Origin of the sequence: Flavobacterium sp. 245 (assembly GCF_004362055.1) — a bacterium.
In the GTDB taxonomy this organism is placed as follows: Bacteria; Bacteroidota; Bacteroidia; order Flavobacteriales; family Flavobacteriaceae; genus Flavobacterium.
Genome location: NZ_SNXB01000002.1, coordinates 137,053 through 161,731, shown reverse-complemented (window position 1 = coordinate 161,731; position 24,679 = coordinate 137,053). Strand labels below are relative to the sequence as shown.

General features: G+C 32.2%; 23 protein-coding genes. 16 read left to right on the top strand and 7 right to left on the bottom strand.

Annotated features, from left to right (window positions below; translation table 11 throughout):
• The first annotated feature begins 53 nt into the window (after positions 1-53).
• From ilvB to acs, 4 genes are all read left to right on the top strand, one after another.
• A complete protein-coding gene (gene ilvB, locus EV145_RS04015; RefSeq protein ID WP_133523942.1) occupies positions 54-1,742 on the top strand; it encodes a biosynthetic-type acetolactate synthase large subunit in 1,689 nt (562 codons plus the stop codon).
• Positions 1,743-1,831: 89 nt separating this feature from the next.
• Positions 1,832-2,353, top strand: a complete 522-nt coding sequence (gene ilvN / locus EV145_RS04010; RefSeq protein WP_133523941.1) for an acetolactate synthase small subunit — start codon at positions 1,832-1,834, stop codon at positions 2,351-2,353.
• Between the two features lie 62 nt (positions 2,354-2,415).
• A complete protein-coding gene (gene ilvC, locus EV145_RS04005) occupies positions 2,416-3,885 on the top strand; it encodes a ketol-acid reductoisomerase (protein WP_133523940.1) in 1,470 nt (489 codons plus the stop codon).
• Positions 3,886-4,380: 495 nt separating this feature from the next.
• A complete protein-coding gene (acs, locus tag EV145_RS04000; RefSeq protein WP_133523939.1) occupies positions 4,381-6,288 on the top strand; it encodes an acetate--CoA ligase in 1,908 nt (635 codons plus the stop codon).
• Positions 6,289-6,394: 106 nt separating this feature from the next.
• On the opposite strand, the gene EV145_RS03995 is transcribed toward acs, so the two are convergent.
• Positions 6,395-6,991, bottom strand: coding sequence for a 3'-5' exonuclease (locus tag EV145_RS03995; RefSeq protein WP_133523938.1), 597 nt, complete (start codon positions 6,989-6,991; stop codon positions 6,395-6,397).
• 3 nt (positions 6,992-6,994) lie between these two features.
• Positions 6,995-8,914, bottom strand: a complete 1,920-nt coding sequence (locus tag EV145_RS03990) for a DUF294 nucleotidyltransferase-like domain-containing protein (protein ID WP_133523937.1) — start codon at positions 8,912-8,914, stop codon at positions 6,995-6,997.
• A 683-nt stretch (positions 8,915-9,597) separates the two neighbouring features.
• Here EV145_RS03990 and EV145_RS03985 point away from each other — a divergent pair.
• The 10 genes from EV145_RS03985 (at position 9,598) to EV145_RS03945 (ending at position 16,949) form a co-directional block, all read left to right on the top strand.
• On the top strand, positions 9,598-9,924 hold the full coding sequence (locus tag EV145_RS03985) for a hypothetical protein (protein WP_133523936.1): 327 nt from the start codon (positions 9,598-9,600) through the stop codon (positions 9,922-9,924).
• Between the two features lie 83 nt (positions 9,925-10,007).
• On the top strand, positions 10,008-11,201 hold the full coding sequence (locus tag EV145_RS03980) for a hypothetical protein (RefSeq protein WP_065450146.1): 1,194 nt from the start codon (positions 10,008-10,010) through the stop codon (positions 11,199-11,201).
• Between the two features lie 276 nt (positions 11,202-11,477).
• Positions 11,478-12,197, top strand: coding sequence for a hypothetical protein (locus EV145_RS03975; RefSeq protein ID WP_065450147.1), 720 nt, complete (start codon positions 11,478-11,480; stop codon positions 12,195-12,197).
• Positions 12,198-12,200: 3 nt separating this feature from the next.
• Positions 12,201-12,677 (top strand): hypothetical protein, encoded by a 477-nt coding sequence (locus tag EV145_RS03970; RefSeq protein WP_065450148.1) that lies wholly within the window; start codon positions 12,201-12,203, stop codon positions 12,675-12,677.
• Between the two features lie 114 nt (positions 12,678-12,791).
• Complete coding sequence (locus EV145_RS03965) at positions 12,792-13,193, top strand: hypothetical protein (RefSeq protein ID WP_065450149.1); 402 nt, start codon at positions 12,792-12,794, stop codon at positions 13,191-13,193.
• Positions 13,194-13,296: 103 nt separating this feature from the next.
• Positions 13,297-13,473 carry a hypothetical protein gene (locus EV145_RS22340; protein WP_166638404.1) on the top strand — a complete coding sequence of 59 codons (177 nt, stop codon included), beginning with the start codon at positions 13,297-13,299 and terminating at the stop codon, positions 13,471-13,473.
• Positions 13,466-14,068 carry a hypothetical protein gene (locus EV145_RS03960; protein WP_133523935.1) on the top strand — a complete coding sequence of 201 codons (603 nt, stop codon included), beginning with the start codon at positions 13,466-13,468 and terminating at the stop codon, positions 14,066-14,068. The genes EV145_RS22340 and EV145_RS03960 overlap by 8 nt, the downstream gene beginning before the upstream one ends.
• A 99-nt stretch (positions 14,069-14,167) precedes the next feature.
• Positions 14,168-14,689 (top strand): hypothetical protein, encoded by a 522-nt coding sequence (locus EV145_RS03955; RefSeq protein WP_065450151.1) that lies wholly within the window; start codon positions 14,168-14,170, stop codon positions 14,687-14,689.
• A 6-nt stretch (positions 14,690-14,695) separates the two neighbouring features.
• Positions 14,696-15,547 carry a hypothetical protein gene (locus EV145_RS03950; RefSeq protein WP_133523934.1) on the top strand — a complete coding sequence of 284 codons (852 nt, stop codon included), beginning with the start codon at positions 14,696-14,698 and terminating at the stop codon, positions 15,545-15,547.
• Positions 15,548-16,487: 940 nt separating this feature from the next.
• On the top strand, positions 16,488-16,949 hold the full coding sequence (locus EV145_RS03945; protein ID WP_133523933.1) for a hypothetical protein: 462 nt from the start codon (positions 16,488-16,490) through the stop codon (positions 16,947-16,949).
• Positions 16,950-17,295: 346 nt separating this feature from the next.
• Here EV145_RS03945 and EV145_RS03940 read toward each other — a convergent pair whose 3' ends face one another.
• A complete protein-coding gene (locus tag EV145_RS03940; RefSeq protein WP_133523932.1) occupies positions 17,296-17,715 on the bottom strand; it encodes a hypothetical protein in 420 nt (139 codons plus the stop codon).
• Between the two features lie 141 nt (positions 17,716-17,856).
• Here EV145_RS03940 and EV145_RS03935 point away from each other — a divergent pair, with 141 nt between their 5' ends.
• Complete coding sequence (locus EV145_RS03935) at positions 17,857-19,086, top strand: multidrug effflux MFS transporter (protein WP_133523931.1); 1,230 nt, start codon at positions 17,857-17,859, stop codon at positions 19,084-19,086.
• A gap of 159 nt (positions 19,087-19,245) precedes the next feature.
• Positions 19,246-19,530: a DUF4242 domain-containing protein gene (locus EV145_RS03930; RefSeq protein WP_133523930.1), complete on the top strand. Its 285-nt coding sequence runs from the start codon at positions 19,246-19,248 to the stop codon at positions 19,528-19,530.
• Between the two features lie 45 nt (positions 19,531-19,575).
• Here the strand turns inward: EV145_RS03930 and EV145_RS03925 are convergent, their stop codons facing one another.
• The 4 genes from EV145_RS03925 to EV145_RS03910 all read right to left on the bottom strand — a co-directional run bounded on the left by EV145_RS03925 (position 19,576) and on the right by EV145_RS03910 (position 24,629).
• Positions 19,576-20,844, bottom strand: a complete 1,269-nt coding sequence (locus EV145_RS03925) for an NAD(P)/FAD-dependent oxidoreductase (RefSeq protein WP_133523929.1) — start codon at positions 20,842-20,844, stop codon at positions 19,576-19,578.
• 82 nt (positions 20,845-20,926) lie between these two features.
• The gene (locus tag EV145_RS03920; protein WP_133523928.1) at positions 20,927-22,261 is read right to left on the bottom strand and encodes a DEAD/DEAH box helicase; all 1,335 of its coding nucleotides are present in this window, start codon (positions 22,259-22,261) and stop codon (positions 20,927-20,929) included.
• A 187-nt stretch (positions 22,262-22,448) separates the two neighbouring features.
• A complete protein-coding gene (locus tag EV145_RS03915) occupies positions 22,449-23,987 on the bottom strand; it encodes a DEAD/DEAH box helicase (RefSeq protein ID WP_133523927.1) in 1,539 nt (512 codons plus the stop codon).
• Positions 23,988-24,095: 108 nt separating this feature from the next.
• Entirely contained in the window at positions 24,096-24,629 is a 534-nt protein-coding gene (locus tag EV145_RS03910; RefSeq protein WP_133523926.1) for a DUF6155 family protein, read from the bottom strand.
• Positions 24,630-24,679: the final 50 nt, after the last annotated feature.

Below are 24,679 nucleotides of genomic sequence, written 5' to 3'. Positions count from 1 at the left end.
AATTTTTAGTATTGAAATTGATTTTTGAATTGACATTGAAAAATAAAAATACTATGAAAATATCAGGGGCAGAAGCCGTTATAAGATGTTTGTTAGAAGAAGGTGTAGACTTGGTTTATGGTTATCCAGGAGGAGCAATCATGCCGGTTTACGATGAATTATATAAATTTCAGGATCAGTTACACCACGTTTTAGTTCGTCACGAACAAGGCGCAACGCATGCCGCTCAAGGTTATGCAAGAGCTACTGGAAAAGTGGGCGTTGCAATTGCTACTTCTGGGCCGGGTGCTACAAATTTAGTTACCGGAATCGCAGATGCGCAGATCGATTCAACTCCTATGGTCTGCATTACAGGGCAAGTTGGAAGACATTTATTAGGTTCTGATGCTTTTCAGGAAACTGATATTATCGGAATTTCAACTCCGGTTACAAAATGGAATTTTCAGATTACTGAGGCATCTCAAATTCCAGAAATAATTGCAAAAGCTTTTTATATCGCTCGTTCTGGCCGTCCAGGTCCCGTTTTGATTGATATAACTAAAAATGCGCAATTTGATGAATTTGATTATAGTTATGAAAAATGTACAGGAATTAGAAGTTATGTTCCGGTTCCGAAATTAAAATTAGATAAAGTTGCTGAAGCTGCGGCTCTAATTAATAGCGCTAAAAAACCTTTCATTGTTTTTGGACAAGGAATTATTTTAGGCCAGGCTGAAGCAGAATTCAAAGCTTTTGTTGAAAAATCAGGAATTCCAGCTGCTTGGACAATTTTAGGATTATCGGCTTTGCCAACAGATCATCCGTTAAATGTTGGAATGCTTGGAATGCACGGAAATTATGGTCCAAATTTATTGACAAACGAATGTGATGTTTTAATTGCTCTCGGAATGCGTTTTGACGATCGTGTTACTGGAAAGTTAGCTACTTATGCTAAACAAGCAAAAGTAATCCACTTCGAAATTGATCCTGCAGAAATTGATAAGAACGTTAAAACTGAAATTGCAGTTTTAGGTGATGTAAAAGAATCTTTAGCTGCTTTATTGCCTTTAATTGATGCTAAATCTCATGATTTATGGCACAATGAATTTAAAGCATTGCAAGAAGTAGAATACAATACGGTTATTAAAGAGGAATTAAATCCAACAAATGGCAAAGGAATTTCAATGGGAGAAACTATTGAAATGATCAACAAGCATTCAAAGGGTGACGCAATTATTGTTTCAGATGTTGGTCAGCATCAAATGTTTGCTTGTCGATATGCTAAATTTAATTCAACAAAAAGTAATATTACTTCTGGTGGATTAGGAACAATGGGATTTGCACTTCCGGCTGCAATTGGAGCTAAAATGGGAAGACCGGATCGTGAAGTTGTAGCAATTATTGGTGATGGTGGATTCCAAATGACAATTCAGGAATTAGGAACAATTTTCCAGACTAAGGTTCCGGTTAAGATTGTTATTCTGAACAATGAATTTTTAGGAATGGTACGTCAATGGCAGGAATTATTTTTTGACAATAGATACGCATCAACAAAAATGATCAATCCAAATTTTGTCGCAATTGCCGAAGGTTATCATATTAAATCTAAAAAAGTAACACAACGTGAAGATTTAGACGAAGCGGTGGCAGAAATGCTTGCTTCTAAAGATTCATACTTCTTAGAAGTCATGGTGGAAAAAGAAAACAACGTTTTCCCAATGATTCCAACCGGAGCATGTGTTTCAGAAATTAGATTAAGCTAAAGAAAAAGGTTTCAAGTTTCAGGTTTGTTTTGTTTCAGGTTGTACAACTTGAAACTTGAAACCTGAAACAAAATAAACTAAAAAACAAAATGGAAGATAAAACATTTACCATATCGGTATATTCAGAAAATAACGTGGGATTGTTGAACAGGATATCAGGAATATTCTTAAAGCGTCACATTAATATATTAAGTCTAAACGTTTCAGAATCAGAAATAGAGAATGTTTCAAGATTTATCATTGTAGTAAATACAACAGAGAAATGGGTTCAGAATATTGTTGGACAAATTGAAAAACAAATTGAAGTTATAAAAGCATTTTATCACACAGATGAAGAGACTATTTATTTAGAAAATGCTTTGTTCAAAATTGCTTCAAATTTGCTTTTTGACGAAAAACAGATTCAGAATATCATCAAAGAAAGCCAGTCTACAATTGTAACCGTTTCTCGTGATTTCTTCGTGATTTCAAAATCAGGAAGACGTTCTGAAATTGAAGAATTGTATGATAAGTTCAAACCTTACGGCATCATGCAATTTGTACGTTCAGGAAGAATTTCGGTTTCTAAAGAAAAAATGGAAATTTCAACGCTATTAGAGACTTTCAAATAATATCATTTATCGTTATATATTAAATCAATTATTAAAATTACACATTCATTAAATAAAAAAAAATGGCAAATTATTTCAACACATTACCACTTAGGTTACAATTAGAGCAACTAGGAGTTTGCGAATTTATGGAGCAATCAGAATTTGCAGACGGAATCGCAGCATTAGCAGGAAAAAAAGTTGTTATCGTAGGTTGTGGTGCACAAGGTTTGAATCAAGGTTTAAACATGAGAGATTCAGGTTTAGATATTTCTTATGCATTGCGTGCAGATGCAATTGCTGAAAAAAGAGCTTCATATAAAAATGCAACTGAAAATGGATTTAAAGTAGGAACTTATGAAGAATTGATTCCAACTGCTGATTTAGTGTGTAATTTGACTCCAGATAAACAACATACTGCTGTAGTTACTGCAATTATGCCATTAATGAAACAAGGATCGACTTTATCATATTCTCACGGTTTTAATATCGTTGAAGAAGGAATGCAGATTCGTAAAGATATCACAGTAATTATGTGTGCTCCAAAATGTCCTGGATCTGAGGTTCGTGAAGAATACAAAAGAGGATTTGGTGTACCAACTCTTATCGCAGTTCACCCAGAAAATGATCCAAACAGTTTTGGTTTAGATCAAGCAAAAGCTTATGCTGTAGCAACTGGAGGTCATAAAGCAGGAGTTTTAAAATCATCTTTCGTGGCTGAAGTAAAATCAGATTTAATGGGTGAGCAAACGATTCTTTGTGGATTATTGCAAACGGGATCTATTTTATGTTTTGATAAAATGGTTGAAAAAGGAATCGATGCTGCTTATGCTTCAAAATTAATTCAATACGGATGGGAAACTATCACAGAAGCTTTGAAACACGGTGGTATCACAAATATGATGGATCGTTTGTCAAATCCTGCAAAAATTGAAGCTTACGAATTAGCAGAAGAATTGAAAGACATTATGCGTCCTTTATTCCAAAAACACCAAGATGATATTATTTCTGGAGAATTCTCTAGAACTATGATGATTGACTGGGCTAATGACGATGTTAACTTATTGAAATGGAGAGCGGCAACAGGAGAAACTAACTTCGAAAAAACAGCTCCACAAGAAGCTCCAATTTCTGAGCAAGAATATTTTGATAATGGAGTATTGATGATTGCAATGGTAAAAGCTGGTGTTGAACTTGCTTTTGAAACGATGACAGAGGCTGGAATTATTGAAGAATCAGCATATTACGAATCATTACATGAATTGCCGTTAATTGCTAACACAATTGCAAGAAAGAAATTGTTCGAAATGAACCGTGTAATTTCTGATACTGCAGAGTACGGATGCTACTTATTTGATCATGCATGTAAGCCGTTATTAACTGAATTCATGAAAACTGTAGAAACTAACATTATTGGAAAACCATTTTCAACTTCAAACGGAGTAGATAATGCTGTATTAATTGCTGTAAACAAAGAAATTCGCCAGCATCCTATCGAAGAAGTAGGAGCTTGGTTAAGAGAGTCTATGACTGCAATGAAAAAAATTGGATAATTAAAAATTGGGGAATTCCCGCAAAATCGGATTTTGCGGGATTTGCACTGTATCAATGATTTATAATATTTTGAATTAGTAAGCACTTATTAAAAATAATAGATATAGATGCATATTGCATTCACTTAACTTCGGTGAAAGTAGGTTAAGTGAAGCTAATCCCTTATAATGGGGTATATTAAAAATATACTTGTTGAAATTTCTGTTTTAATTAATAAAGATGCTTCTATTTTCAAAATAGAAGAAGGTATTGTAATTGTAGAATTACAAAATTAATTGTTATTGAAATTGTTAAAAATAAAAAGGCGTGGTATTTATTTGCTGCGCCTTTTTTGTAATATGCTTTTTAATGTAAAAAAGCGTTTTTTTGTATTAAACACAATAAAAAGAGATATTTTTTTTAATATGTGTTTTTATTTGCCAAAATTTATGAATTAAATAATTTTAAGAATACAGCGAGATTTAATACATTTATAAAAAAAATTCCAAGAAACAATGAGTTATTATAAAATTGAAAATTTAGAACAATATTTTAAACATTACAATAAGTCAATAAGGGAACCAAGAAAATTTTGGGGTAAAATTGCTGAGGAAAATTTTACTTGGTACCAACAATGGGAAAAAGTAGTTGATTTTAATATGGCCGATGCCGAAGTAAAATGGTTTACTGACGCTAAAGTTAATATTACAAAAAACTGTATCGATAGACATTTAAGCAAAAGAGGCGAGAAAACGGCGATTATTTTTGAACCGAATGATCCGTCTGAAGAAGCTATCCATATTACATATAATGAATTGTATGAACGCGTTTCAAAAATGGCAAATGTTTTGCGCGAGCAAGGTATTCGCAAAGGAGACAGGGTTTGTATTTATTTGCCAATGATTCCAGAATTGGCGGTTGCTGTTTTGGCTTGTGCTAGAATTGGAGCAATACATTCAGTTGTTTTTGCTGGATTTTCTGCTTCAGCTGTTTCAGCAAGAATTAATGACTGTGAGTGTAAAATGGTTATTACTTCTGATGGAGGTTATAGAGGAAACAAAACAATTGATCTTAAAGGGATTGTTGATGAAGCTTTAGATACTTGTCCTTCTGTAACAAAAGTTTTGGTTGCCAAAAGAACTAAAACAGATGTAAAAATGAAAGAAGGCCGTGATATCTGGTTGCAGCCATTGTTAGATGCAGCTCTTGATAACAGTGTTGCTGAAATCATGGATGCCGAAGATCCTTTGTTTATCTTATATACTTCAGGATCAACAGGAAAACCAAAAGGAATGGTTCATACCACAGCAGGTTATATGGTTTATACTGCTTATACATTTAAAAATGTTTTTAGTCACGAAGAAAATGATATTTTCTGGTGTACAGCTGATATTGGCTGGATTACAGGACATTCTTATATTTTATACGGACCTTTATTAAACGGAGGAACAACTGTAATTTTTGAAGGAGTTCCGTCTTATCCAGACTTTAGCCGTTTTTGGGATATTATCGAAAAACATAAAATCACTCAATTTTATACGGCACCGACAGCAATTCGTTCATTAGCAAAAGAAAGCTTAGATTATATTCAAAAATATCCTCTAAAATCGCTTAAAGTTATTGGATCTGTTGGAGAGCCAATCAATGAAGAAGCTTGGCACTGGTTCAACGACCACGTTGGAGATAAGAGATGCCCGGTTGTAGATACTTGGTGGCAAACAGAAACAGGTGGAATCATGATTTCTCCAATTGCGTTTGTAACACCAACAAAACCAACTTATGCAACTTTGCCATTACCAGGAATTCAGCCAGTTTTAATGGATGAAAAACGTAATGAAATTGAAGGTAATCAAGTTGTTGGAAGTTTGTGTATTAAATTCCCATGGCCGGGAATTGCAAGAACGATCTGGAATGATCACGATCGTTATAAAGAAACTTATTTCTCTGCTTTCCCTGGAAAATATTTTACAGGAGACGGTGCATTAAGAGATGAAGTAGGTTATTACAGAATCACAGGTAGAGTAGATGATGTTGTGATTGTTTCTGGTCATAATTTAGGAACTGCTCCAATTGAAGATGCTATTAATGAGCATCCTGCGGTTGCAGAATCTGCAATTGTTGGATTCCCACATGATATTAAAGGAAATGCATTATATGGTTATGTGATTCTAAAAGAAACTGGAGAAGTAAGAAATAAAGAAAACTTGTCTAAAGAAATTAATCAATATATTTCTGATCACATTGGCCCAATTGCAAAACTGGATAAAATTCAGTTTGTATCAGGTTTGCCAAAAACACGTTCTGGGAAAATTATGCGTAGAATATTACGTAAAATTGCTGAAGGTGATTTCTCTAACTTTGGGGATACTTCAACATTATTGAATCCGGAAATTGTAGAAGAAATTACACAAGGAAAAATCTAGTGATTTCAATCTTCTGAAAATAAAAAAAATGCCTCTTAGATTTTAAGAGGCATTTTTATTTATACTAATTTAAATCTTAGTTCAACATTGCGTAAAGGTATTTAATTTACTTAATCCCTAATCTCGATTTTAATTTTAAAAATAAAAGTGCGATTCTGTAAGCGTCTTCTGCAGATGAGTTTCTGTCGCTTTTAGGAATTTTATAAATTTCGCATAAATCATCAAGAGAAAACTGTTTGTCATTAATGTCCATTAACTTTCTGTACATTACGTCAACGTCCAGAGCTTCATTTTTTAATCTTCCACAATCGAGACGTTCTAATGATGAATTGAGCATTTCAATATCAAAATTGATATGATGACCAACTAAAATGGCATTTCCAAGAAAATTAATAAAAGCCTGCAATGCTTCAGGTTCCTGCATTTTACTCATTTTGCTTTCAATGATAAATTCATTTGAAAGCCCGTTATCCTGCAAAAATTTATATTGCAGCAAAACAGATTCAAAATTATCCTTGATCACAATACTGTCATCGACTACTGAAAATGCGCCTAAAGACAAAATAACATCTTTATTCGGGTTCAAACCAGACGTTTCGGTTGATAAAACAACAAATCGATTAGGTTTTGTTTCGAATTTATTTAAGTAATCTTTCCAAAAATCTGGATATTCTTTATTAATATTTTTTAGCCAGTCTAGCATATTTTACGAGAATTGTGTAAGTTGAAATTTACTCTTAATTAATTCCTCAAGATCTTTCATTGGGGTCAAAGCATTTTTTAACTTTTCTTTGTCTGTTTTAGACATTTCTCTTAAATTAATATATTGTCCAGAATCGTCATTTTTTAATCCTTCAACAGTTCTAAATTTTGAGAGCGTTAAAAAAGCTTCGGCACAACTTAAATATATCTCAGCATTTTTAGAATCTGTAATTGCCAGCTGTTTGAATCTTAAATACGTATTCTTGATTCCTTTTATGTTAGCATTTAAAATCAGTAAACGTGCTGCGTCAATTAATGGCATTAAAGCACGTGTTTTAATATCAAATTTCGTTTTATTTGGTCCTTCTTCTTCAACAATAAATTTTTTGAAAAAACTCAATGGAGAATTCTTTTTCAAAGCATCATTTCCTAAAAAGTCAAAAAACAAAGTATTGTTAACGGCATTTTTAAAAATCACGTTTTCGATCACTTCTTCAATTTTTGGTTCACCAAAAACAATTTCATAATCAAAGAAAATACTGCTCAGGTCATTGCTGTTCTCACCTGGAGTATTCATCCAACTGTTGTATTGTTTTGTCCAGTCAGTCAATGATTTACACCACAACATATTGCTTCCCATATGTCCGTTTGGACAAAATTCATAACCTACTTTTTCTAAAATAGTAGTGGTTCTTTTGGCCAGTCTTAAAAAGTAATCTTTTACTTCTCTGTATTTTTCTGGAGTAACATCTTCAAATATTAAAATACTGTCTTGATCGGTAAGCAATAATTGTTCTTTACGTCCTTGGCTTCCAATGCTTAACCACGCAAAACGAGCAGGAGGTGAGCCTAAATCTAAAATAGACAACTCAACAGAACGTTTGATAATGGCTAGATTTATTTCGCTTGCAATATTGCTGACATGCGAAATAGGAATATTTTTTTGGATCGAATTTTGAATCAGATCAGAAAGGCGATCGCGAATTTGTTTTAAATCTTTCGGCAGCTGAGAACGCTTAATTTCTTTAATTAAAACTCCTGGATTACTGGCTTGAGCGACAATAAGATCATGCTCAGATATAATTCCTTTTACTGCAGATTTACTTGTACCGTCTTTAGTAACACATAAATGAGTTACGTTATGCTTAAGCATAAGTAATTGTGCTTCGGCCAGTGACACATTTTCAATTACCGTAACTACTGGGGATGACATGATTTTGTCAATAGACTCAGTAATAGGATAGCGCCCAGTTGCGATTTTCGAAGCCAAATCAGTAGCAGTAACAATACCAATTGGACGGTTTTTTTCGCCACAAACAATAATATTGTCAACCATTGCCTCAGTCATTAAAATAGCAACGTCTTTAACAATATGAGTTGCTTCAGTCGTCAAAGGTGAATTGTTGTAGTTAAGTGACTGAATATATTGCATTTCTGATTGCTGATCTACATAAAAAGAGGTGTCAGAAATCATTTTTCCGTTAGAATTGACACTATCTTTGGTATTTCTTGAATTTGTCGCAAAACTCTCCAGCAAGAAGTTCAGTACGTCAGAATTATTAGCAACAAAAGGTCTGAAAACAGCTATAGGAATTGCGTATATAATACTTTCTTCACGCGCTTTGGCCGTCATCATATAATTATTCTTGGCAAAGAAAGGTCTTAACCCAAAAATATCGCCTTCATGACATTTATTGATAATCGTTTCCTCAGCATCAGCAATTGTAGTTAAATTGATAACGCCCGAAGCTACAACATAAAAACTATCATGAAGTGTATCGTTGTTTTGAAACAGCACCGTATGTTTTTCTAAATTAAGTACACGGATATTGCTTGCAATATCAGATAATTCCTGAAAAGTCAAATTATTAAATGGCGGGTATTCTTTTAAAAAATCTGCAATATGCTCAGCAATTGTATTCATACGTTTGATAATTTTTTTAAAGTATCGAATGTAAAAATAATAAAATAAAGTCTTACAATGAAAGCATCTTGGTCAGAATCTGAATATTTTAAAGAAATGTTAAGATTTACTGGATTCAAGGCTTTAAAAAACTTTTTTAAGCTTTTTAATTATATAATTATTTGGTTTTTAATTCTATACAAAACTTTTTGGAAAGGTTTTTCAAACAGAGGAGAGCTATAATTTTTTATAATATAGTTTGAGAGCTTTCTAATTAAAATCTTTTTACAAAAGTATAGATGAGTGATTCTGTATCATCTGTTTCAAATAAATTCTATTTTACATAATATAAATTATAGTTCATTTGTGGTATAACTTATTAACTATACCAAATGGCTTTAAAACGATCTTCTTTAGAGAATTACACTCTATTACTTGTAGAATTAAACAAGATGCGTCACACAAATTTCAATGCAAAAACATTTTTAAAAAAAATGCGCCCATTTTGCAAAACCTCTCATTTAAAGTTTAAAACATTATTTCTAAGAATCCGTGGTTCAAATATAGGAATTACAATTAAAGTTTGTACGGATTGCTTTATAGTAACACAATCTTTTTGTGTTCATGAATTTATTTTTTACTGCAATTCTCAGAAAACGCTTATTACAAAACTTCTTAAACATAATCTTTTAACACCTTAATATATGTCAACAATTATACTTTTAATTCAAAAACGAGAAAATTTACTCTTGGAATTAGCTGGTTTAAATCATGATTTAAACGAGTATTCAAAATATCCTGTAGAAACTGTCGACTTACTTGGTCTTAAACATCAGCATGATTTTACGATTAGAGAAATTAAAAAAATTGGTCAGCAGATAAATGTTTTTTTTAATTCTGAGATTTCAAACTATAAAAACAAATTTTGTGAAGTTGAAAAGAAAATAACCGAAGCTATATCAAAGAAAGAATTTACAATAAATGATTTACCTAAAAATCATTATTCACTTTGGCAGGATTCGGAAAATTAATTTTTTGCTACTCCCCTTTCGATTTTTCAATTGTTGCCGTAGGGTATAACGGCAACTAACTCACTCAAACCTACTAAAAAACAATGATTTCATATAAAGAAAGGCATCAAGCCCAAACTAAATTCAAAAACAATAATTTAAAACCTACTCTTATAAATATAGACTACTTAATTATCAATCTAGAGGGTCAGCCGTTTGGAGAATTTCCCGAACATTCAAAGTTTCGCCTAAAACCTTATGAATACGGAACTAAGATTTTTGAGCTTAGAGCAGATTTATATTATGAAGATTTAAAAATTGGAATTTATACAGCAATACCACGCTCGGCAATCATGAGCGAACAATTTGCACAACTACAATTCGAAAACAATTTATTTTACACATTGTCTAACGATGCCTTAAGAGGTGTCATAAATGCTTTTTGCGATGAAACAAACTACATATTTAAGTCTGTTAATAGACTGGATATCTGCCTTGATAAGTCTGATATCAACAATTCTTACCGTAATTTATATAGTAATGTTGTTGCAGGTAACTACCTTATTTCGGGGCGTCCTAAAAATTTACAAAGCTATTTTGAAACCTATAAAGGAAAATCAATACTTAACGGTTTCCAAATTGGGAAAAGAACATCTGACAAAATAATACGATGCTATAACAAAACGCTGTCGTTGCAACTGACTGAAAAACCATATATAAACGAATATTACGCAAATAATGGTTTGAAAAATGACAATGTTTGGCGTTTTGAATATCAGTTAAATTCAGCGTTTTTTAGAGGTTTAAATGAATACTCAAAATTAGATTTAAATATCAGTCAAACAATGACTTGGGGTATTTTTGATAAAGCAAACCTTTATGAATTATTAAAAATTGCAAATAAAGGTTTTTTTGAACTTCGTGAGAATACTGGTAAAAGTCAAATCAATAAAGAAAAGCTTATCGTTTTGTTCGATTTTGATTTTTTACAATCTCAAATAACAAAATTCAATCCTATAATCAAACGTTTAAAAAAGGTTGTTCTTTCTTCGACAACAATTAAAAAACGTCTTGCAAAATCTCTATTTAGAGAATATTACGCAAACAATCAGGATATATCTTATATCGTTGCTCTAAATCTTTTACTTGAAGATTTAGATATGATTACAGAAAAACCACTTATGAATTGGTTTCAAAACAAATTACATTTCTATCTGCACGAATTTAGAACAAAGGAAAAGTTAGTAAATGATTTTGATTCTGAATTATTCCACGAACATCAACTTTTATTTCTATAAGCCATGAAAACACAGAATACAAGCCAAAAAGTAACTAAAACCCAGTTAATGCATATTCTTGAATTAAGCTATAAAACTGCTTGTAAAGAATATCAAACAATTATTGATTCTCTTGCTTTAAAAAGGAACTATTTAACCGTTCAAGACTTAATAAACTACGGCATATTATAGGGAAAATTAGGGAAAAATAGGGAATTATAGGGAATTTTAGGGAACGTCGAATAATAGTTGCAATAACCTTTGTGAAAGAAATTAAACAAATAAAATTTATAACAAATGAAAATTGCAACTATTACAGGCGTTACAAAATCGCCAGAATTACAAGTAACAAAAGCAATCGGTGCTTTAATTCTTTCAAGTGATTTGGCTTTATCAGCCTTAACAACTGAAAAAATTAGTATTTACATTGAGCGTGGAAACGGTTCGAATGTCATTTTAGCAAACAAAGTGTTGCTTAAAGATTTCATTTTAGCAAGTACCTACGGAACTGAAAACACTCAATCCGATGCTGATAATGCCCTGATTGCATTATGCGAATTGGCAGACGAAGGTTCAATTTATCTTGCAGATAAAGAGAGTATTAAAATTACTCTTGAAGATTTAATTGCAGATAAACGTTACGATTTACACGGTATTGAAGAGCCACAACAAACCAACAATTTATTTTTCTTCGAACAAAAATCTGTTGCATCAGAGGAGTTCAACAAAAAAATAGATGTTCAGGGATTTGATTTGGCTGTTATGACTGTTGACGATTCAGTAAGTGATTTGTCTTATCAGTACTCAAATGGTCAGGTTGTAAAATATCTTCCATTTGAATTGCAAACTTTAAGCCGTGATATTGACCCAGTTCAAGCTGTTTTGGCAGATGGAAAAGTCCTTCAAGGTTTGACGGATAGATTAACCTTGCCTTTAGTGGCTGTGGTTGGTATTGAAATCAATAAGTCGCAAGGCTCAATTATTAATTTCGTCGTAAGATGTTTAAAAACTGTGTAAGCTATGGGATTTTTCAAAAAAATTGGAACAGCGATTAAGAAAAATGTTTCGTTCAAAAATTTGGTAAAGGTCGCTACTCCTATTATGGGCGCAATACCTTTTGTTGGTGGAGCGGTTCAAAACATCTCGCAGAATTTGCAAGATGCCCACGAAGCAAAAAAAGCAAACAATGCGGCGCAAGCTGAATATAATAATCAGCAAGCTTTAGCTGTAGCAAGTCAAACTGCTGGTGCTGTAGCAAATGCAGGTTCTCAGATTTTCGCAAAAGCCGTAACAACTGGGATTAATGACGGTTTAAGTACTGGATTTGTTCAGGGAAGCGGTCAGGTTGGTGCTACTGTAGTAAGTTCAACTATTAAGGTTTGGTTTCAAAGAAACTGGAAAATTGTTTTAGGTGCTGTCGCTGGTCTTATTGCATTGATTTGGTTTTTAAGACGTGACCGCAATAATTCAGGAAGAAGAGTTGCAAGAAAAAGATAGCAAGCCGAAAAATTACTATCGAATCTATCTTATTGTATTTCTGATAGATTCGGCAGTAATCATAATTAAAAAACTTGCTGAAATCATATTATTAATTAAACACATTATAAAGTAATGGCACAAAATAAAAAGAATTATAATTCTAATAATCAGAATTATAATAACAATAATAACCAACAAAAAGTTAAACATTCAGGTGCTAAGTCTACTACTTATATGCCTGTTTCAGGACCAAATAAAGGTGTTGAACAGCATTTAACAACTGGTTGGAGATTGTCTAAGGGAGAATTGATTGCAATTAAATGTGTAACAACTACTAAATCAAATCTTTCAGAAAAAGGTTGGTTTGGTTCTGTAGCATGCACTTTTACTAACACTAAAACGGGTGTTCAATCTTTCCACTGGGGTACAATGCAGAAAAATGGCGGTAAAGTTGTAATTGACAGCATGGCTTTTGTCATTAACCCACGTGCAAAAAACGGAGGTTACGCAGGTACATTTATTCGCTCGAACTAATGTTTAAGGTCATATTAAAATTCCTCCCTCTTATACTCCATGAGGGGGTGGATTTACTCAAAGAGTATTTAGAAAAAAGAAAACAATTAAAACAAAATAAGTAATGAAAAATTTGAAAGGAATTGTTTCGATAATTGGTATTATCGTTAAATATGGTGCTGTTGTAACAGCTATTTTAAAAGGTATTCAGGTAGTTTCTGACGAATTAGGCAAACTTGATTTCGGAAAGGATGAACCGCAAACACCTGCTAAACCTTTAATTACAGAAGAAAATGAGTAATTATTTAGGCAGAAAAGAATTAACTCGAGGTATTCGAAATAATAATCCGGGTAACTTGGTTTTGACCAATATTGCTTGGCAGGGAAAAATTCCAAATGCTCAAAATACCGATAAACATTTTGAACAGTTTACAGAAGTGAAATTTGGTATCCGTGCCATGTTACGAGATTTGACAAATGACATTGATAAAGGAAAGAATACAGTAAGAAAGCTTATAACTGAATATGCACCGCCATTTGAAAATGATACGCAAAAGTATATTGAAGTTATTTCAAAAGCTGTAGGCTTAGACCCTGACCAAACAATCAAAATTGTGGATGCAAAGTTTTACTTAGTCATTGCAAGGGCAATTATTAAACATGAATGCTCGCCTGATCATAATTTAATTTACGATTCGGACATTCAGGATGCTATTGATATTATGGGAGATTACAATCTTGCAACCGTTACGGTAACGGCTAAAAAGAAATTCAAATTCAATTATTTGATTATTCCTGTACTGCTTTTTTTTATACTGTTTACAGCGTTACAGTCTAAACAAACGCCCAAAAAGATAAAAATTATTAATTCAAAATTTAAACAAGATGTTAGATAAAATCAAACTTTTTTACGCAAACAATAAAACTATAGCAAATGTTGTATTAGTAGCTGTAGCAGGACTTTTAGCTTATAAATTATTTAAGAAAAAATAATTATGGCTCAAAGAGAGATAGTTAATAGAACAAAGAGCCAAGCCAATACTGTTTGGCTCTTTGATTTTCTGCAAAAATACTGGCTTTTATGCGTGGGTATAATTGTGTGTTATCCATTGTTAAAAAAATGGTATGCTAAATTCACACAAGACGCTGAGGAAAAAGCTTTGGAAGATGCAGAAAAAGATTTAAAAATTGCGGTTTCTAATCCAATGACAAAAGAAATTGAATTGAACAAAATTACACCTCGTAAAGAAGTTCACGACATTGCAGAATCATTGGCGGTATGGTTGGGAACAAATAAGCAAACGAAAGATTCACCTTGGTACACTTGGATAACTGAGCCGTTTTCTAATTTCGAAAATGAAAAGGAAACAATTAACGAGTTATTGAAAGTAAAACAAGTTACAACTGTTCCTTTAGTAATTGGCTGTTATTATGTTATTACAAGACGTGATTTAAAGGCTGATTTGAAAAAATATTTATCAACCTCGGACTTGAAAAAAGTTCCGTTATTTAATTAATCAGATATGAACTTTATTCAATATATAGATGATACTTATGCGGTTAAAGTAAAAGAACTTGAAGCATTTGAGGGATATTCTGTAAGAGGTATTCAAACGCCATTTTTTATATTATCAGTATTCATTGATAATAAACGTGTTCAAGGTGTTGACTTTATAAATTACGATAGTTTACCTATGCTTTCGGTTATTAATGATTTAGGGAATGTTGATTTAAATGTAATTCCAGAGAATTATTTTGCTACTGCATTTACGGAAATTTATTTAAGTGTTCCTTATTCAAGTGGTTCAAGTAGTGTTGAGATTTCAAACTTTAGCGATTTTCAGAAAAAACCATTAAGATATCTTAAAGAATATAAATTACCTCAATTTCGTTTAGATGGTCGATTTACTGCGGGTTCAGGTTATCAGGTAGATACAAGGGTTTACTCATTTATGAGATTGGGAACAATTCAGGGAGATAATAAATTTTACACTCTCGGAATTGACACTTATAGAAACTCTACCCATTTGGATAGTGTGGACTTTCAGGGAGAAAGTCCAAATTACATTAGAAATGGTTATGATTTAGTTAGTTCTTTTCCTGTTCAGAATAATGGTAGTATTGTTCAGTTTGGCGATTATTACATAAAAATGACTACTACAAAAACGTCATATCCTTATGGCTTGGCAGTTTGGATTTTTACAGATATTCGAACTAATGAATTTTGGGTATTAGTCAATTATATAGAAGTTGGCACAAGTATCATTAAAAAAGGTGAATTTGATATGTCAACGTTTGTTTGTGTAAACGGTGGTTTTAAGATTAAAAACCTGCTTCATGAAGTAGAGATACAAATCACCAATATTTATGGCTAATACTACTCCAACGCCTTACAGTTGTACAATCTTTAATAAAGATAAAAATATAAGACCTATAAAAGTAGAGTTTTGTAAATCAATATATTATCTGCATAACTGGTGTAAAAATGTCGGATTTGATTATCACTACATTAATATTTATAATAGGAAAACTGGTAATTATATTTCTCGGCAATACTTCAATGATTATATAATAGATAAGCCTTTGTATTAATTTACAAAGGCTTGCGCATTATGTTAAAGATCATTTTGTTAAAATTTAATTAAAGCGTGATAAATTAATTATTATTGCTTGTAGAAATAAATAAATAAAGTTGTATTTTTGTGCAAGTTGTTTGAAAAACGACATCGTTTATCAAATATTATAATTCATAAATACGGTTTTCCGTAATTTAATAAAGAAGAAAAACCTAGCACAAAGGCTAGGTTCTCCTACTCTCAGATGTATTTCGAACTACATCAGCGAGTTAATAATGAAGGATACCAAATTCAACTATGTGCCATGCAAGCTTTAGTACTGAATAGGTAATTGCTAGTTTTTGCCAAAAAGGCGATAACTTTTTCATAAGTTTAAAAACCAAAGAACTTCTATCCCAAGTACTCCATGTATTTGGGGTTCTTGGTTTTGTAAAAATACAAATTCTACTTCGTAAAGGCAAGGCTTCTATATTTGCTAATTTTAATACTTATTAACATTGTGTTTACTGGGGTTAACCGTAATACGTTATTTTTGGAAAGATACATTTCATTAGCTTTTTTGAATACTTTAGTTTAAAACAATAGAAGTACTTATTAACATCTATCCCACATTGGAAAGCCGAAGCGTCTTACTGCCTTATAATTATTTATTCTTTTATAGCAATTGACAAAGTGAAATTAAAATTATTGGCACTATATTTGAAAATCTTTAGTAATTATAAACTCACAAATAAACCACATGAAAAAAATTACTTTATTACTTATTTTATTGCTTGGTGTTTCTTCATATTCTCAGGAAAAGAAGTTCTTCCAATCTGCACCTGAAAAATTAACTATTCCTCAGCAAGCATTTATGGTAATGGTTGGTGTTAATTATCCAGAATTTTCTAAACCAGCAAGCATTGTCAATATTTATGATGATAAAAAGCAGATAGCCGAGAGTTATCTTGAATATCAAGAACCGCCAAATAAGTGTGACGATTATTTAATAGTTATGCAATCTGATAGTAAAAGATTAGATTATGAGCTTAATTATGGAGCAGGTAATGGCAATCTAACAGTAAAAGGATCAATATATCTTGTCGATTCTAATGTTTATAAATTAGAAATTTCAACAAAAGGTAAAACTAAAAACTTTGTTCAATTATATAAAAATGGCAAGGAAGTCTATAGCGAAAATCCCTATAAAGGTTTAAATTAAACTCAAATATATCCAATAAATAAGCCCCAATAAAACGGGGCTTTTTTTATGTTCCAAATTTTTATATATTAGATTTCTTCAAAAATAGGGGTTAAAAATGCTGTTGATAAAGTTGTTAACATCTTCTTGGACATACTGCAAATCATACTATAAATTATAGTTCAAATATAATTATCTTTCTATGGAACTAAATCCGTGTACAAATGAATAAATTTATTAATATAGTAGCTATGCACTGCTTAATCTGTCTCTTATTTAAAAGCTATGTTGCATTTGATCTACAATAATTCAATAAAAAAGCATCACGTTTGATTCGTGATGCTATATAATTCTCTTATTTGAAAATTTAATTTAATTTTTTTGAATAAACGGATTTTCCGTTAAGTGAGATTTCAATTAGATTTGTTTTGTCGCTGAATGTTGTTCTTAAAGCATTTCCTTTAAAAAGTTGTACATCTCCAAAAACTTTTCCAGTTTCGTCTGAAACGTATTCAAATAATAATTTTTTATTTCCTGGCTCAATTCCTAGTTTATAACTTGAAAATTTGGTGCCTTTTAAATCAAATTGCTGTTGCGAATCGATAATATTTCCGTCAGCATAAAAATTCGTAACTGTTTTGCTTAACGTAATATCCGGATAATATTCATTTACTTTTTTTAGAAGTTCGTATTGTTCTACATTTGCATCTTCTTGTTTTGATACAATGGTTTGAGCAAATGAAATAGTTGTAAAAATAAACGCTAATAATAAAGTGATTTTTTTCATAATTTAAATTTTGTGGTTAAAGTTTCAAAACATTTTTGAAAACTTACATAATTGCCATTTTTTTTGTTAAAATGTTATTATATCTAACAAGATAGTGAATATTAAATGATAATTTGAGATTATAAGCAATTTTTTAAGAAAATGACAACAAAAAAATATATTAAACTTATTTTGATTTTAGGCTCTTTAACTGCACTTGGCCCTTTTTCAATCGATATGTATCTTCCTGGTTTCTCTGATATTGCGAAGGATTTGAACACATCCGTAGCAAAAGTTTCGATGAGTTTATCAAGTTATTTTATTGGAATTTCTGCCGGACAATTGCTTTATGGGCCATTACTAGACCGTTTTGGACGAAAAAAGCCCTTATTTTTGGGTTTGATGGTTTACATATTAGCGTCGTTAGGTTGTGCTTATGTGACTGATATTGATACGTTTATTTCGTTGCGATTTATTCAGGCAATCGGAAGCTGTGCGGCAACTGTTGCTTCTGTAGCAATGGTTCGTGATTTGTTTCCTGTCAAAGATATTCCAAAAGTATTCTCACTTTTAATGCTTGTACTTGGACTTTCTCCCATGCTAGCGCCTACAATTGGCGGTTATGTGACTCAAGATTACGGATGGCATACCGTATTCATTATCCTAATGTTTATGGGGATTTCTATTTTAGTTGCTTCTCAAATTGGTTTGCCAAATAGCTATAAACCTGATGTTTCAATATCATTAAAACCAAAACCTATTATTTCGAATTTTTTAAAAGTCTTGAAGGAACCTCAATTTTACACTTACGCATTTACTGGAGCAATTGCTTTTTCGGGATTATTTACATATGTAGCGGCCTCACCTATCATTTTTATGAATATTTATCATGTTGATGCTAAAACTTATGGATGGATTTTTGCTTTTATGTCGGTTAGTTTTATAGGTTCTAGTCAGTTAAATTCCATTTTATTGAAGAAATTCTCAAGTGAACAGATGATTTTTGGCGCATTAATTTTGCAATCTGTTGTTAGTATTGTTTTTCTTGTGCTTTCTTTAAATAATCTACTAGGATTGTATGAGACTATAGCAATGCTTTTTGTGTTTTTAGGCTGTTTGGGAATTTCAAACCCAAATACGGCGGGACTTACAATGGCTCCGTTTGCTAAAAATGCTGGCAGCGCTTCAGCTTTAATGGGAGCAATTCAACTAGGTTTAGGGTCAATTGCATCGTTTGCAGTTGGAATCTTTGTTAAGGATTCTGTAGCGCCTATGGTTCTTATTATGACTGTCACAACCTTTATTGCTTTTATCGTTTTAAATGTTGGAAAGCGATTTATAAAAAAGAAAGTCGAGTTTAGTTCTGAAGATGATGTTGTAGTTGTTCATTAATTAGTCATTTTTATTTATTTGAAAATCAATAAATAACGTTTTACGTGCATTTTATTTCATTAATTTTATAGTGCTTAAAATTAAATGGAATCCAGATACCATTTGAAAAACGGGGCGAAACCGAAAAGCCACACGAGTAGGAATAAATTTCGAATTATTATGCCGAAATATGTTGTTGAAAGAGAAATCCCAAATGCTGGCAAACTTACATCTGACGAACTTCAAAGTATTTCTCAGGCTTCCTGCGGAGTATTAAATCAATTAGGAACAAAAATACAATGGGTAAACAGTTATATAACAAACGATAAGCTTTATTGTATTTATATTGCGCCAAATGAAGAAATGATTTATGAACATGCGAAATTGGGAGGTTTTCCAGCCAATTCGGTAAATCAAATTTTAGGAGTAATTGATCCCGCCACAGCTGAAGAAGTTTTGAATTAAATTAAAAAGCCAGAATTTAAATTCTGGCTTTTTGTTCTAATTTATTTATTCACTTTGTTGTTTTTTATCTGGTCGGATAATCATCCTAAGAGACTGATCACTTGCGAAATAAGCAACCATCCAATTCCAGAAAGTTTGCAATCTATTTCTGTATGTTATGAGCGAAATCAAATGGATAAACAGCCAAATAATCCAAGCAAAAAATCCTTTAAAATGCCATTTCGGACTTGGTAAGTCTACCACGGCTTTGTTTTTTCCAATGATTGCCATTGAGCCTTTGTCTTTGTACATAAATGGTTTTAAAGCTTTGTTATGAACCATTGCTTTAAAATTTTGGGCCAAATTTAATCCTTGCTGAATGGCAACCTGCGCCACTTGCGGATGCCCGTCCGGGAAATTTTTATCGCCAGCTAAAATTGCAGTATCACCAATCGCGTATATATTTTCTAATCCGTTGACTTTATTGTATTGATCTGTTGCCATACGTTTGCCTCGGCCATAACTTTCTTTCGGAATTCCGTCGAATATTTTTGCTGAAACTCCAGCTGCCCAAATTAGGTTTTTAGTTTTGATGGTTTCTCCATTTTCGAAAAATACCGTGTCATTTACATAATCAGTAACGCGTGTGTGCAGTTTAACAACGACGCCTAATTTAGTTAGCGCCTCTAAAGTATCTTTTTGCGAAGCTTCGCTCATTGGCGAAAGCAATGCATCTCCTCCATCAACTAAATAAACATTACTTGCTGATGTTTCTAATTCGGGATATTCTTTAAGAAGGATATTTTTTCGCATTTCGGCAAACATTCCAGAAACTTCTACTCCTGTTGGTCCTCCTCCGGCAACAACAATCGTTAAAAGTTTGCGTCGTTTGCGCATATCTTTACAAATAGCTGCTTTTTCAAGGTTTTTAAGCAGTGCATTACGCATTTCGATGGCATCATTTAAAGTTTTCATCGGAATGGCGTTTTTCATAACGTTTTCCATGCCAAAATAGCTAGTTTCAGCTCCTGTAGCAAAAATCAGACGATCGTATGTTAATTCACCATTATTTAAAATGATTTTGTTTTCAGAAGGAACTACAGAAAGTAATTCTCCCAAACGAAACTGCAAATTCTTCTTGCCTGCAAAAAACTTTCTAAAAGGATAACTAATACTTGAAGGCTCTAAAAAAGCCGTTGCAACTTGATAAATTAGTGGCGGAAAAAAATTGTAATTATTCTTGTCAACGAGGATTACTTCTATTTGAGGCTGATTTACAAGTTCTTTCGCAAGATTGATTCCTGCAAAACCGCCTCCTATAATGATTATCTTCATATATGCTGTATATTAAGTAGGATTATAAAATAATTCCTTATAAATATACAACTTTAATATGCAATGACAATTGTCAGATTTATTACTTTTTGAATTTTTTAACAGGTTTTTCAACTACATCGATTTTGTTTTGAAGGACATAATTTGCTAGTAATTTTTCGATTAATTCGTCTTTTGTCAAATGATGAAAAACAGTTTTTACTTTTGTTTTCAAATCGGCTGAAATATCGTGATTAGGCTTTGTTTTAAAGATTTGTTTTGCCCATAAAAGCGTATTGTTTTCTTCTAAACTTAATGCCGAAGGCTTCTCAAATTTGGTAAATTTAATGCCCAGTTCTTTTTCAAAATCAGGAATTTCAGTTACTTCTTCTTCTTGTAAAACAGTTAATGAAAGTCCCTTTGCTCCTGCTCTAGCAGTTCGCCCGCTGCGGTGAACATAGTTTTCATAAGTATCTGGCAAATGGTAATTTACTACATAGGTAGTTGCAGCAACGTCAATTCCTCTTGCAGCAAGATCTGTCGCAATTAAAATATTGATATGCCCTTCACGAAATTGCTCCATAATTCGGTCACGAATCCCCTGCGTTAAACTTCCATGGATTGCTCCTGAAGAAAAACGATTTATAGCCAAATTTTTAGCTAATTTATTAACGGCTGCTTTTGTTTTGCAGAAAATAATACCACGTTCGCCGTCTTTTGAATTTAAAAAATGCATTAAAACGTCCAGTTTTTCAATAGGGTCAACTACAATGTATTGGTGATCAATTCCTTGATTTCCAGTTGTCTCCATGCTGGCACTTATCTGAACTACATTTTTATTTAAATAATTCTGAATCAGTTGTTTGATTGTTCCTGGCAAAGTTGCAGAGAACAAAAGTGTGCGGTGTTTTTTTGGAAGTTCAGCAATAATTTCGTCTAGACTTTCTTTCAGAATTGAAATCATTTCATCGGCTTCGTCTAAAACTAAGAATTGAGTCTGTTTTAAATCGACCGCTTTTCTCTGAATCAAATCAATTAAACGTCCTGGCGTTGCAACAATAATATGTGTAGGCTGTGTAAGACGCTCGATTTGCGGTTTAATTGGAATTCCGCCACAAGTTGCTGCGATCGAAATATTTGGAATATGTTTAGAAAAATCTTCTAAATTTCTAAAAATCTGATGTCCAAGTTCTCTTGTCGGAACTAGAATTACGGCTTGAACTACAGGTGATTCAGTATCTATTAATTGCAATAACGGCAATCCGAAAGCGGCTGTTTTTCCTGTTCCTGTTTTGGCTAAACCAACAACATCATGCTTTTCAGATAAAAGCAACGGAATTGTTTTTTGCTGAATTTCTGTTGGTTCAACAATGCTTAATTCGCCTAAAGCTTTTAAAATTGGCGCTGAAACTCCTAATGCTGAGAATTGTTTAGACATATCTTTTTGTTTTTTTGTTCCAGGTTTCAGGTTTCAAGTTACACAGAAACTTGGTAAATTTAACAAAGGAGAAATCACATTCGAAATGAATTATTCTGAAATGCGATTTCTCCTTTTAAATTATTCATATTGTTTTAGATTCCAACAACTTGAAACATGAAATCTAAAACTTGCAACTTTTTTAAAATCAATCTGGTTCGTTCATGATTTTTTCACGATATTTTTTACCGATTAACAAAGTCATATTCTTTTTATAATCATCAATTAGCCATTCGCGGTAATTTTTACTGCATTGACTTAAACATTTTGCGTAACGCTTAATACGGCATTCAATATCATCATCAAGTTCTTTTCCTAATGATTTTGCTTCCTGCAGTGTTTCGGTATTATCTACACACATTGACGCATGCTGTTCTAATGATTTGTCCAAAACAATTTTTGAACGTAAATTTTGCTTAATTGCCAGTTTATGTTCTTCATCAACATCAAAAGTAACATCGGCAGTTTTGCTGAATTTTGCTCGCAATTCTGGTGGCATGCTGTATTTAAAGAACATTTCAATTTCAGTGTCATCTCTTAAATTCTCAAGATAAAATTCTGGAGATTTAAAAATGTGCTGCCAGTTTACCGGCTCGCTCCACAATCCAAAACGGGCTGCATTGTTTCCTAAATCGATTACAGTAAATTCGTCTTTTCCAGGCAATTTACGAGATCCTCGTCCAATCATCTGGAAATATAATGTAAGCGATTTTGTGGCTCTGTTCAAAATAATCGTTTCAACAGTTGGCTCATCAAATCCAGTTGTCAAAATTCCAACCGAAGTCAAAATTGCATCTGGAGTTTTCTTAAACCATGCCAAAATATCTTTACGTTCTTCAGAACTGCTTGTATTGTCAAGGTGTCTAATATCGTAACCGGCTTCTCTAAAAGTATCATATACATATAATGATGTATGAATACCGTTATTGAAAATCAAGGTCTTTTTACCCAAAGAACGTTCTGTATATGCATGAAGCAGTTTTTCTTGCATTAATGTGTTGGTATACAAATCATCAGATGATTTTACGGTATAATCTCCATTGATACCCACTTTTAATGAAGTCAAACCAACGTCGTAGCTATACGTTGTTGCTCTGGCCAAAAATCCTTTGTCAATCAATGAACCAATAGTATCACCGACAATAAGTTCGTCATAACTTTGGTGCATTGGTAATTTTATATTAGAACTCAAAGGTGTTGCTGTTACTCCTAAAATAAAAGCATTCTTAAATGAGTTTAATAATTTTCTGAAGGAATTATAATGCGCCTCATCAATAATAACCAAACCAATATTATCCAGATGAAGTTTTTCATCATTAATACGGTTTTTTAAAGTCTCAACCATTGCCACAAAGCAAGAATAATCATTTTGATCAGGAAGTTCTTTTACCTTACTGTTGATTATTTTATTGCTTACGCCAAAGCCTTTCAGCATTTTTGACGTTTGCTTGCAAAGTTCGATACGGTGTGTTAAAACAACCACTTTTTTATCATTATTTGATAAATAACGACGTACAATTTCTGAGAATATTACCGTTTTACCTCCACCAGTTGGCAATTGATACAATAAATGGTGTTTTTGAGGAGCATTGTCTAAGCGGTCAAAAATGGCATCAATATCGCCTTTTTGGTACGCATAAAGTTCTTTTTTCTCTTCTCTTTCTATTTCTAAAGTGTTTTGAGACATTGTTTATTTTTGGATTTTTGCAAAAATACACCTAAAAAACAGTTATTCATTGTAATTTAACCTAAAATAATGTTTTTTTTAAATAAAGATTTTTTATGAGAAGTGCATTTAAAGGTCGATTTTGTCTAAAATAGCGCTAAAATCGTATTTATTTTTCCATTTTTGTTCAACAGTCTGTTCATGAATTGCAATAATTCTTGCTTTATATTCATTTAAAATTCCGTTTGAAATTAAAAAATTAACTGCCTGTTCAAATGAATTAAATATGCTTTTGTAAAATAATTCCTGCTTTATAAAATTTTGAGAAGAATAAGTTTGAGCAATTTCAATATTATATAACATCAAATCGGCAATTATAAAAGGATCAACACCAAGCGAAATAAAATGCTTAATTATTTTTTGAGCAACAGAACGACGCATTTTTGCTTTCGGACGCCATTTTGCATTTGGCTTTTTAATCGGAAAATATTCGTGCGAAATTTTAACCTTTGATTCCTGTAAAAGTTTGTCTTCTTTTGGGTTAAAAACAAAATTATAATATGTTTTTACGGGAATGAATTTTTCATACAGCTCAATAAGCTGTTCTTCGAGCTGTTCTTTACTTAATTCGGCTAAATATTTTTTTAAATCGCGTTTGCTCATTATCAAAGTTTAAGAGTGTAAAAATAAATTACTTTTCTGACACATAACTC

Coding starts and splice junctions, on each gene's coding strand:
- EV145_RS03960 (WP_133523935.1), top strand. CDS start 13,466: ATGAGTAATTATTTAGGCAGAAAAGAATTAACTCGAGGTATTCGAAAT.
- EV145_RS03945 (WP_133523933.1), top strand. CDS start 16,488: ATGAAAAAAATTACTTTATTACTTATTTTATTGCTTGGTGTTTCTTCA.
- EV145_RS03940 (WP_133523932.1), bottom strand. CDS start 17,715: ATGAAAAAAATCACTTTATTATTAGCGTTTATTTTTACAACTATTTCA.
- EV145_RS03950 (WP_133523934.1), top strand. CDS start 14,696: ATGAACTTTATTCAATATATAGATGATACTTATGCGGTTAAAGTAAAA.
- EV145_RS03910 (WP_133523926.1), bottom strand. CDS start 24,629: ATGAGCAAACGCGATTTAAAAAAATATTTAGCCGAATTAAGTAAAGAA.
- EV145_RS03990 (WP_133523937.1), bottom strand. CDS start 8,914: ATGAATACAATTGCTGAGCATATTGCAGATTTTTTAAAAGAATACCCG.
- EV145_RS03985 (WP_133523936.1), top strand. CDS start 9,598: ATGTCAACAATTATACTTTTAATTCAAAAACGAGAAAATTTACTCTTG.
- EV145_RS03915 (WP_133523927.1), bottom strand. CDS start 23,987: ATGTCTCAAAACACTTTAGAAATAGAAAGAGAAGAGAAAAAAGAACTT.
- ilvN (WP_133523941.1), top strand. CDS start 1,832: ATGGAAGATAAAACATTTACCATATCGGTATATTCAGAAAATAACGTG.
- EV145_RS22340 (WP_166638404.1), top strand. CDS start 13,297: ATGAAAAATTTGAAAGGAATTGTTTCGATAATTGGTATTATCGTTAAA.
- EV145_RS03925 (WP_133523929.1), bottom strand. CDS start 20,844: ATGAAGATAATCATTATAGGAGGCGGTTTTGCAGGAATCAATCTTGCG.
- EV145_RS03955 (WP_065450151.1), top strand. CDS start 14,168: ATGGCTCAAAGAGAGATAGTTAATAGAACAAAGAGCCAAGCCAATACT.
- ilvC (WP_133523940.1), top strand. CDS start 2,416: ATGGCAAATTATTTCAACACATTACCACTTAGGTTACAATTAGAGCAA.
- EV145_RS03935 (WP_133523931.1), top strand. CDS start 17,857: ATGACAACAAAAAAATATATTAAACTTATTTTGATTTTAGGCTCTTTA.
- EV145_RS03975 (WP_065450147.1), top strand. CDS start 11,478: ATGAAAATTGCAACTATTACAGGCGTTACAAAATCGCCAGAATTACAA.
- EV145_RS03970 (WP_065450148.1), top strand. CDS start 12,201: ATGGGATTTTTCAAAAAAATTGGAACAGCGATTAAGAAAAATGTTTCG.
- EV145_RS03995 (WP_133523938.1), bottom strand. CDS start 6,991: ATGCTAGACTGGCTAAAAAATATTAATAAAGAATATCCAGATTTTTGG.
- EV145_RS03930 (WP_133523930.1), top strand. CDS start 19,246: ATGCCGAAATATGTTGTTGAAAGAGAAATCCCAAATGCTGGCAAACTT.
- EV145_RS03920 (WP_133523928.1), bottom strand. CDS start 22,261: ATGTCTAAACAATTCTCAGCATTAGGAGTTTCAGCGCCAATTTTAAAA.
- ilvB (WP_133523942.1), top strand. CDS start 54: ATGAAAATATCAGGGGCAGAAGCCGTTATAAGATGTTTGTTAGAAGAA.
- acs (WP_133523939.1), top strand. CDS start 4,381: ATGAGTTATTATAAAATTGAAAATTTAGAACAATATTTTAAACATTAC.
- EV145_RS03980 (WP_065450146.1), top strand. CDS start 10,008: ATGATTTCATATAAAGAAAGGCATCAAGCCCAAACTAAATTCAAAAAC.
- EV145_RS03965 (WP_065450149.1), top strand. CDS start 12,792: ATGGCACAAAATAAAAAGAATTATAATTCTAATAATCAGAATTATAAT.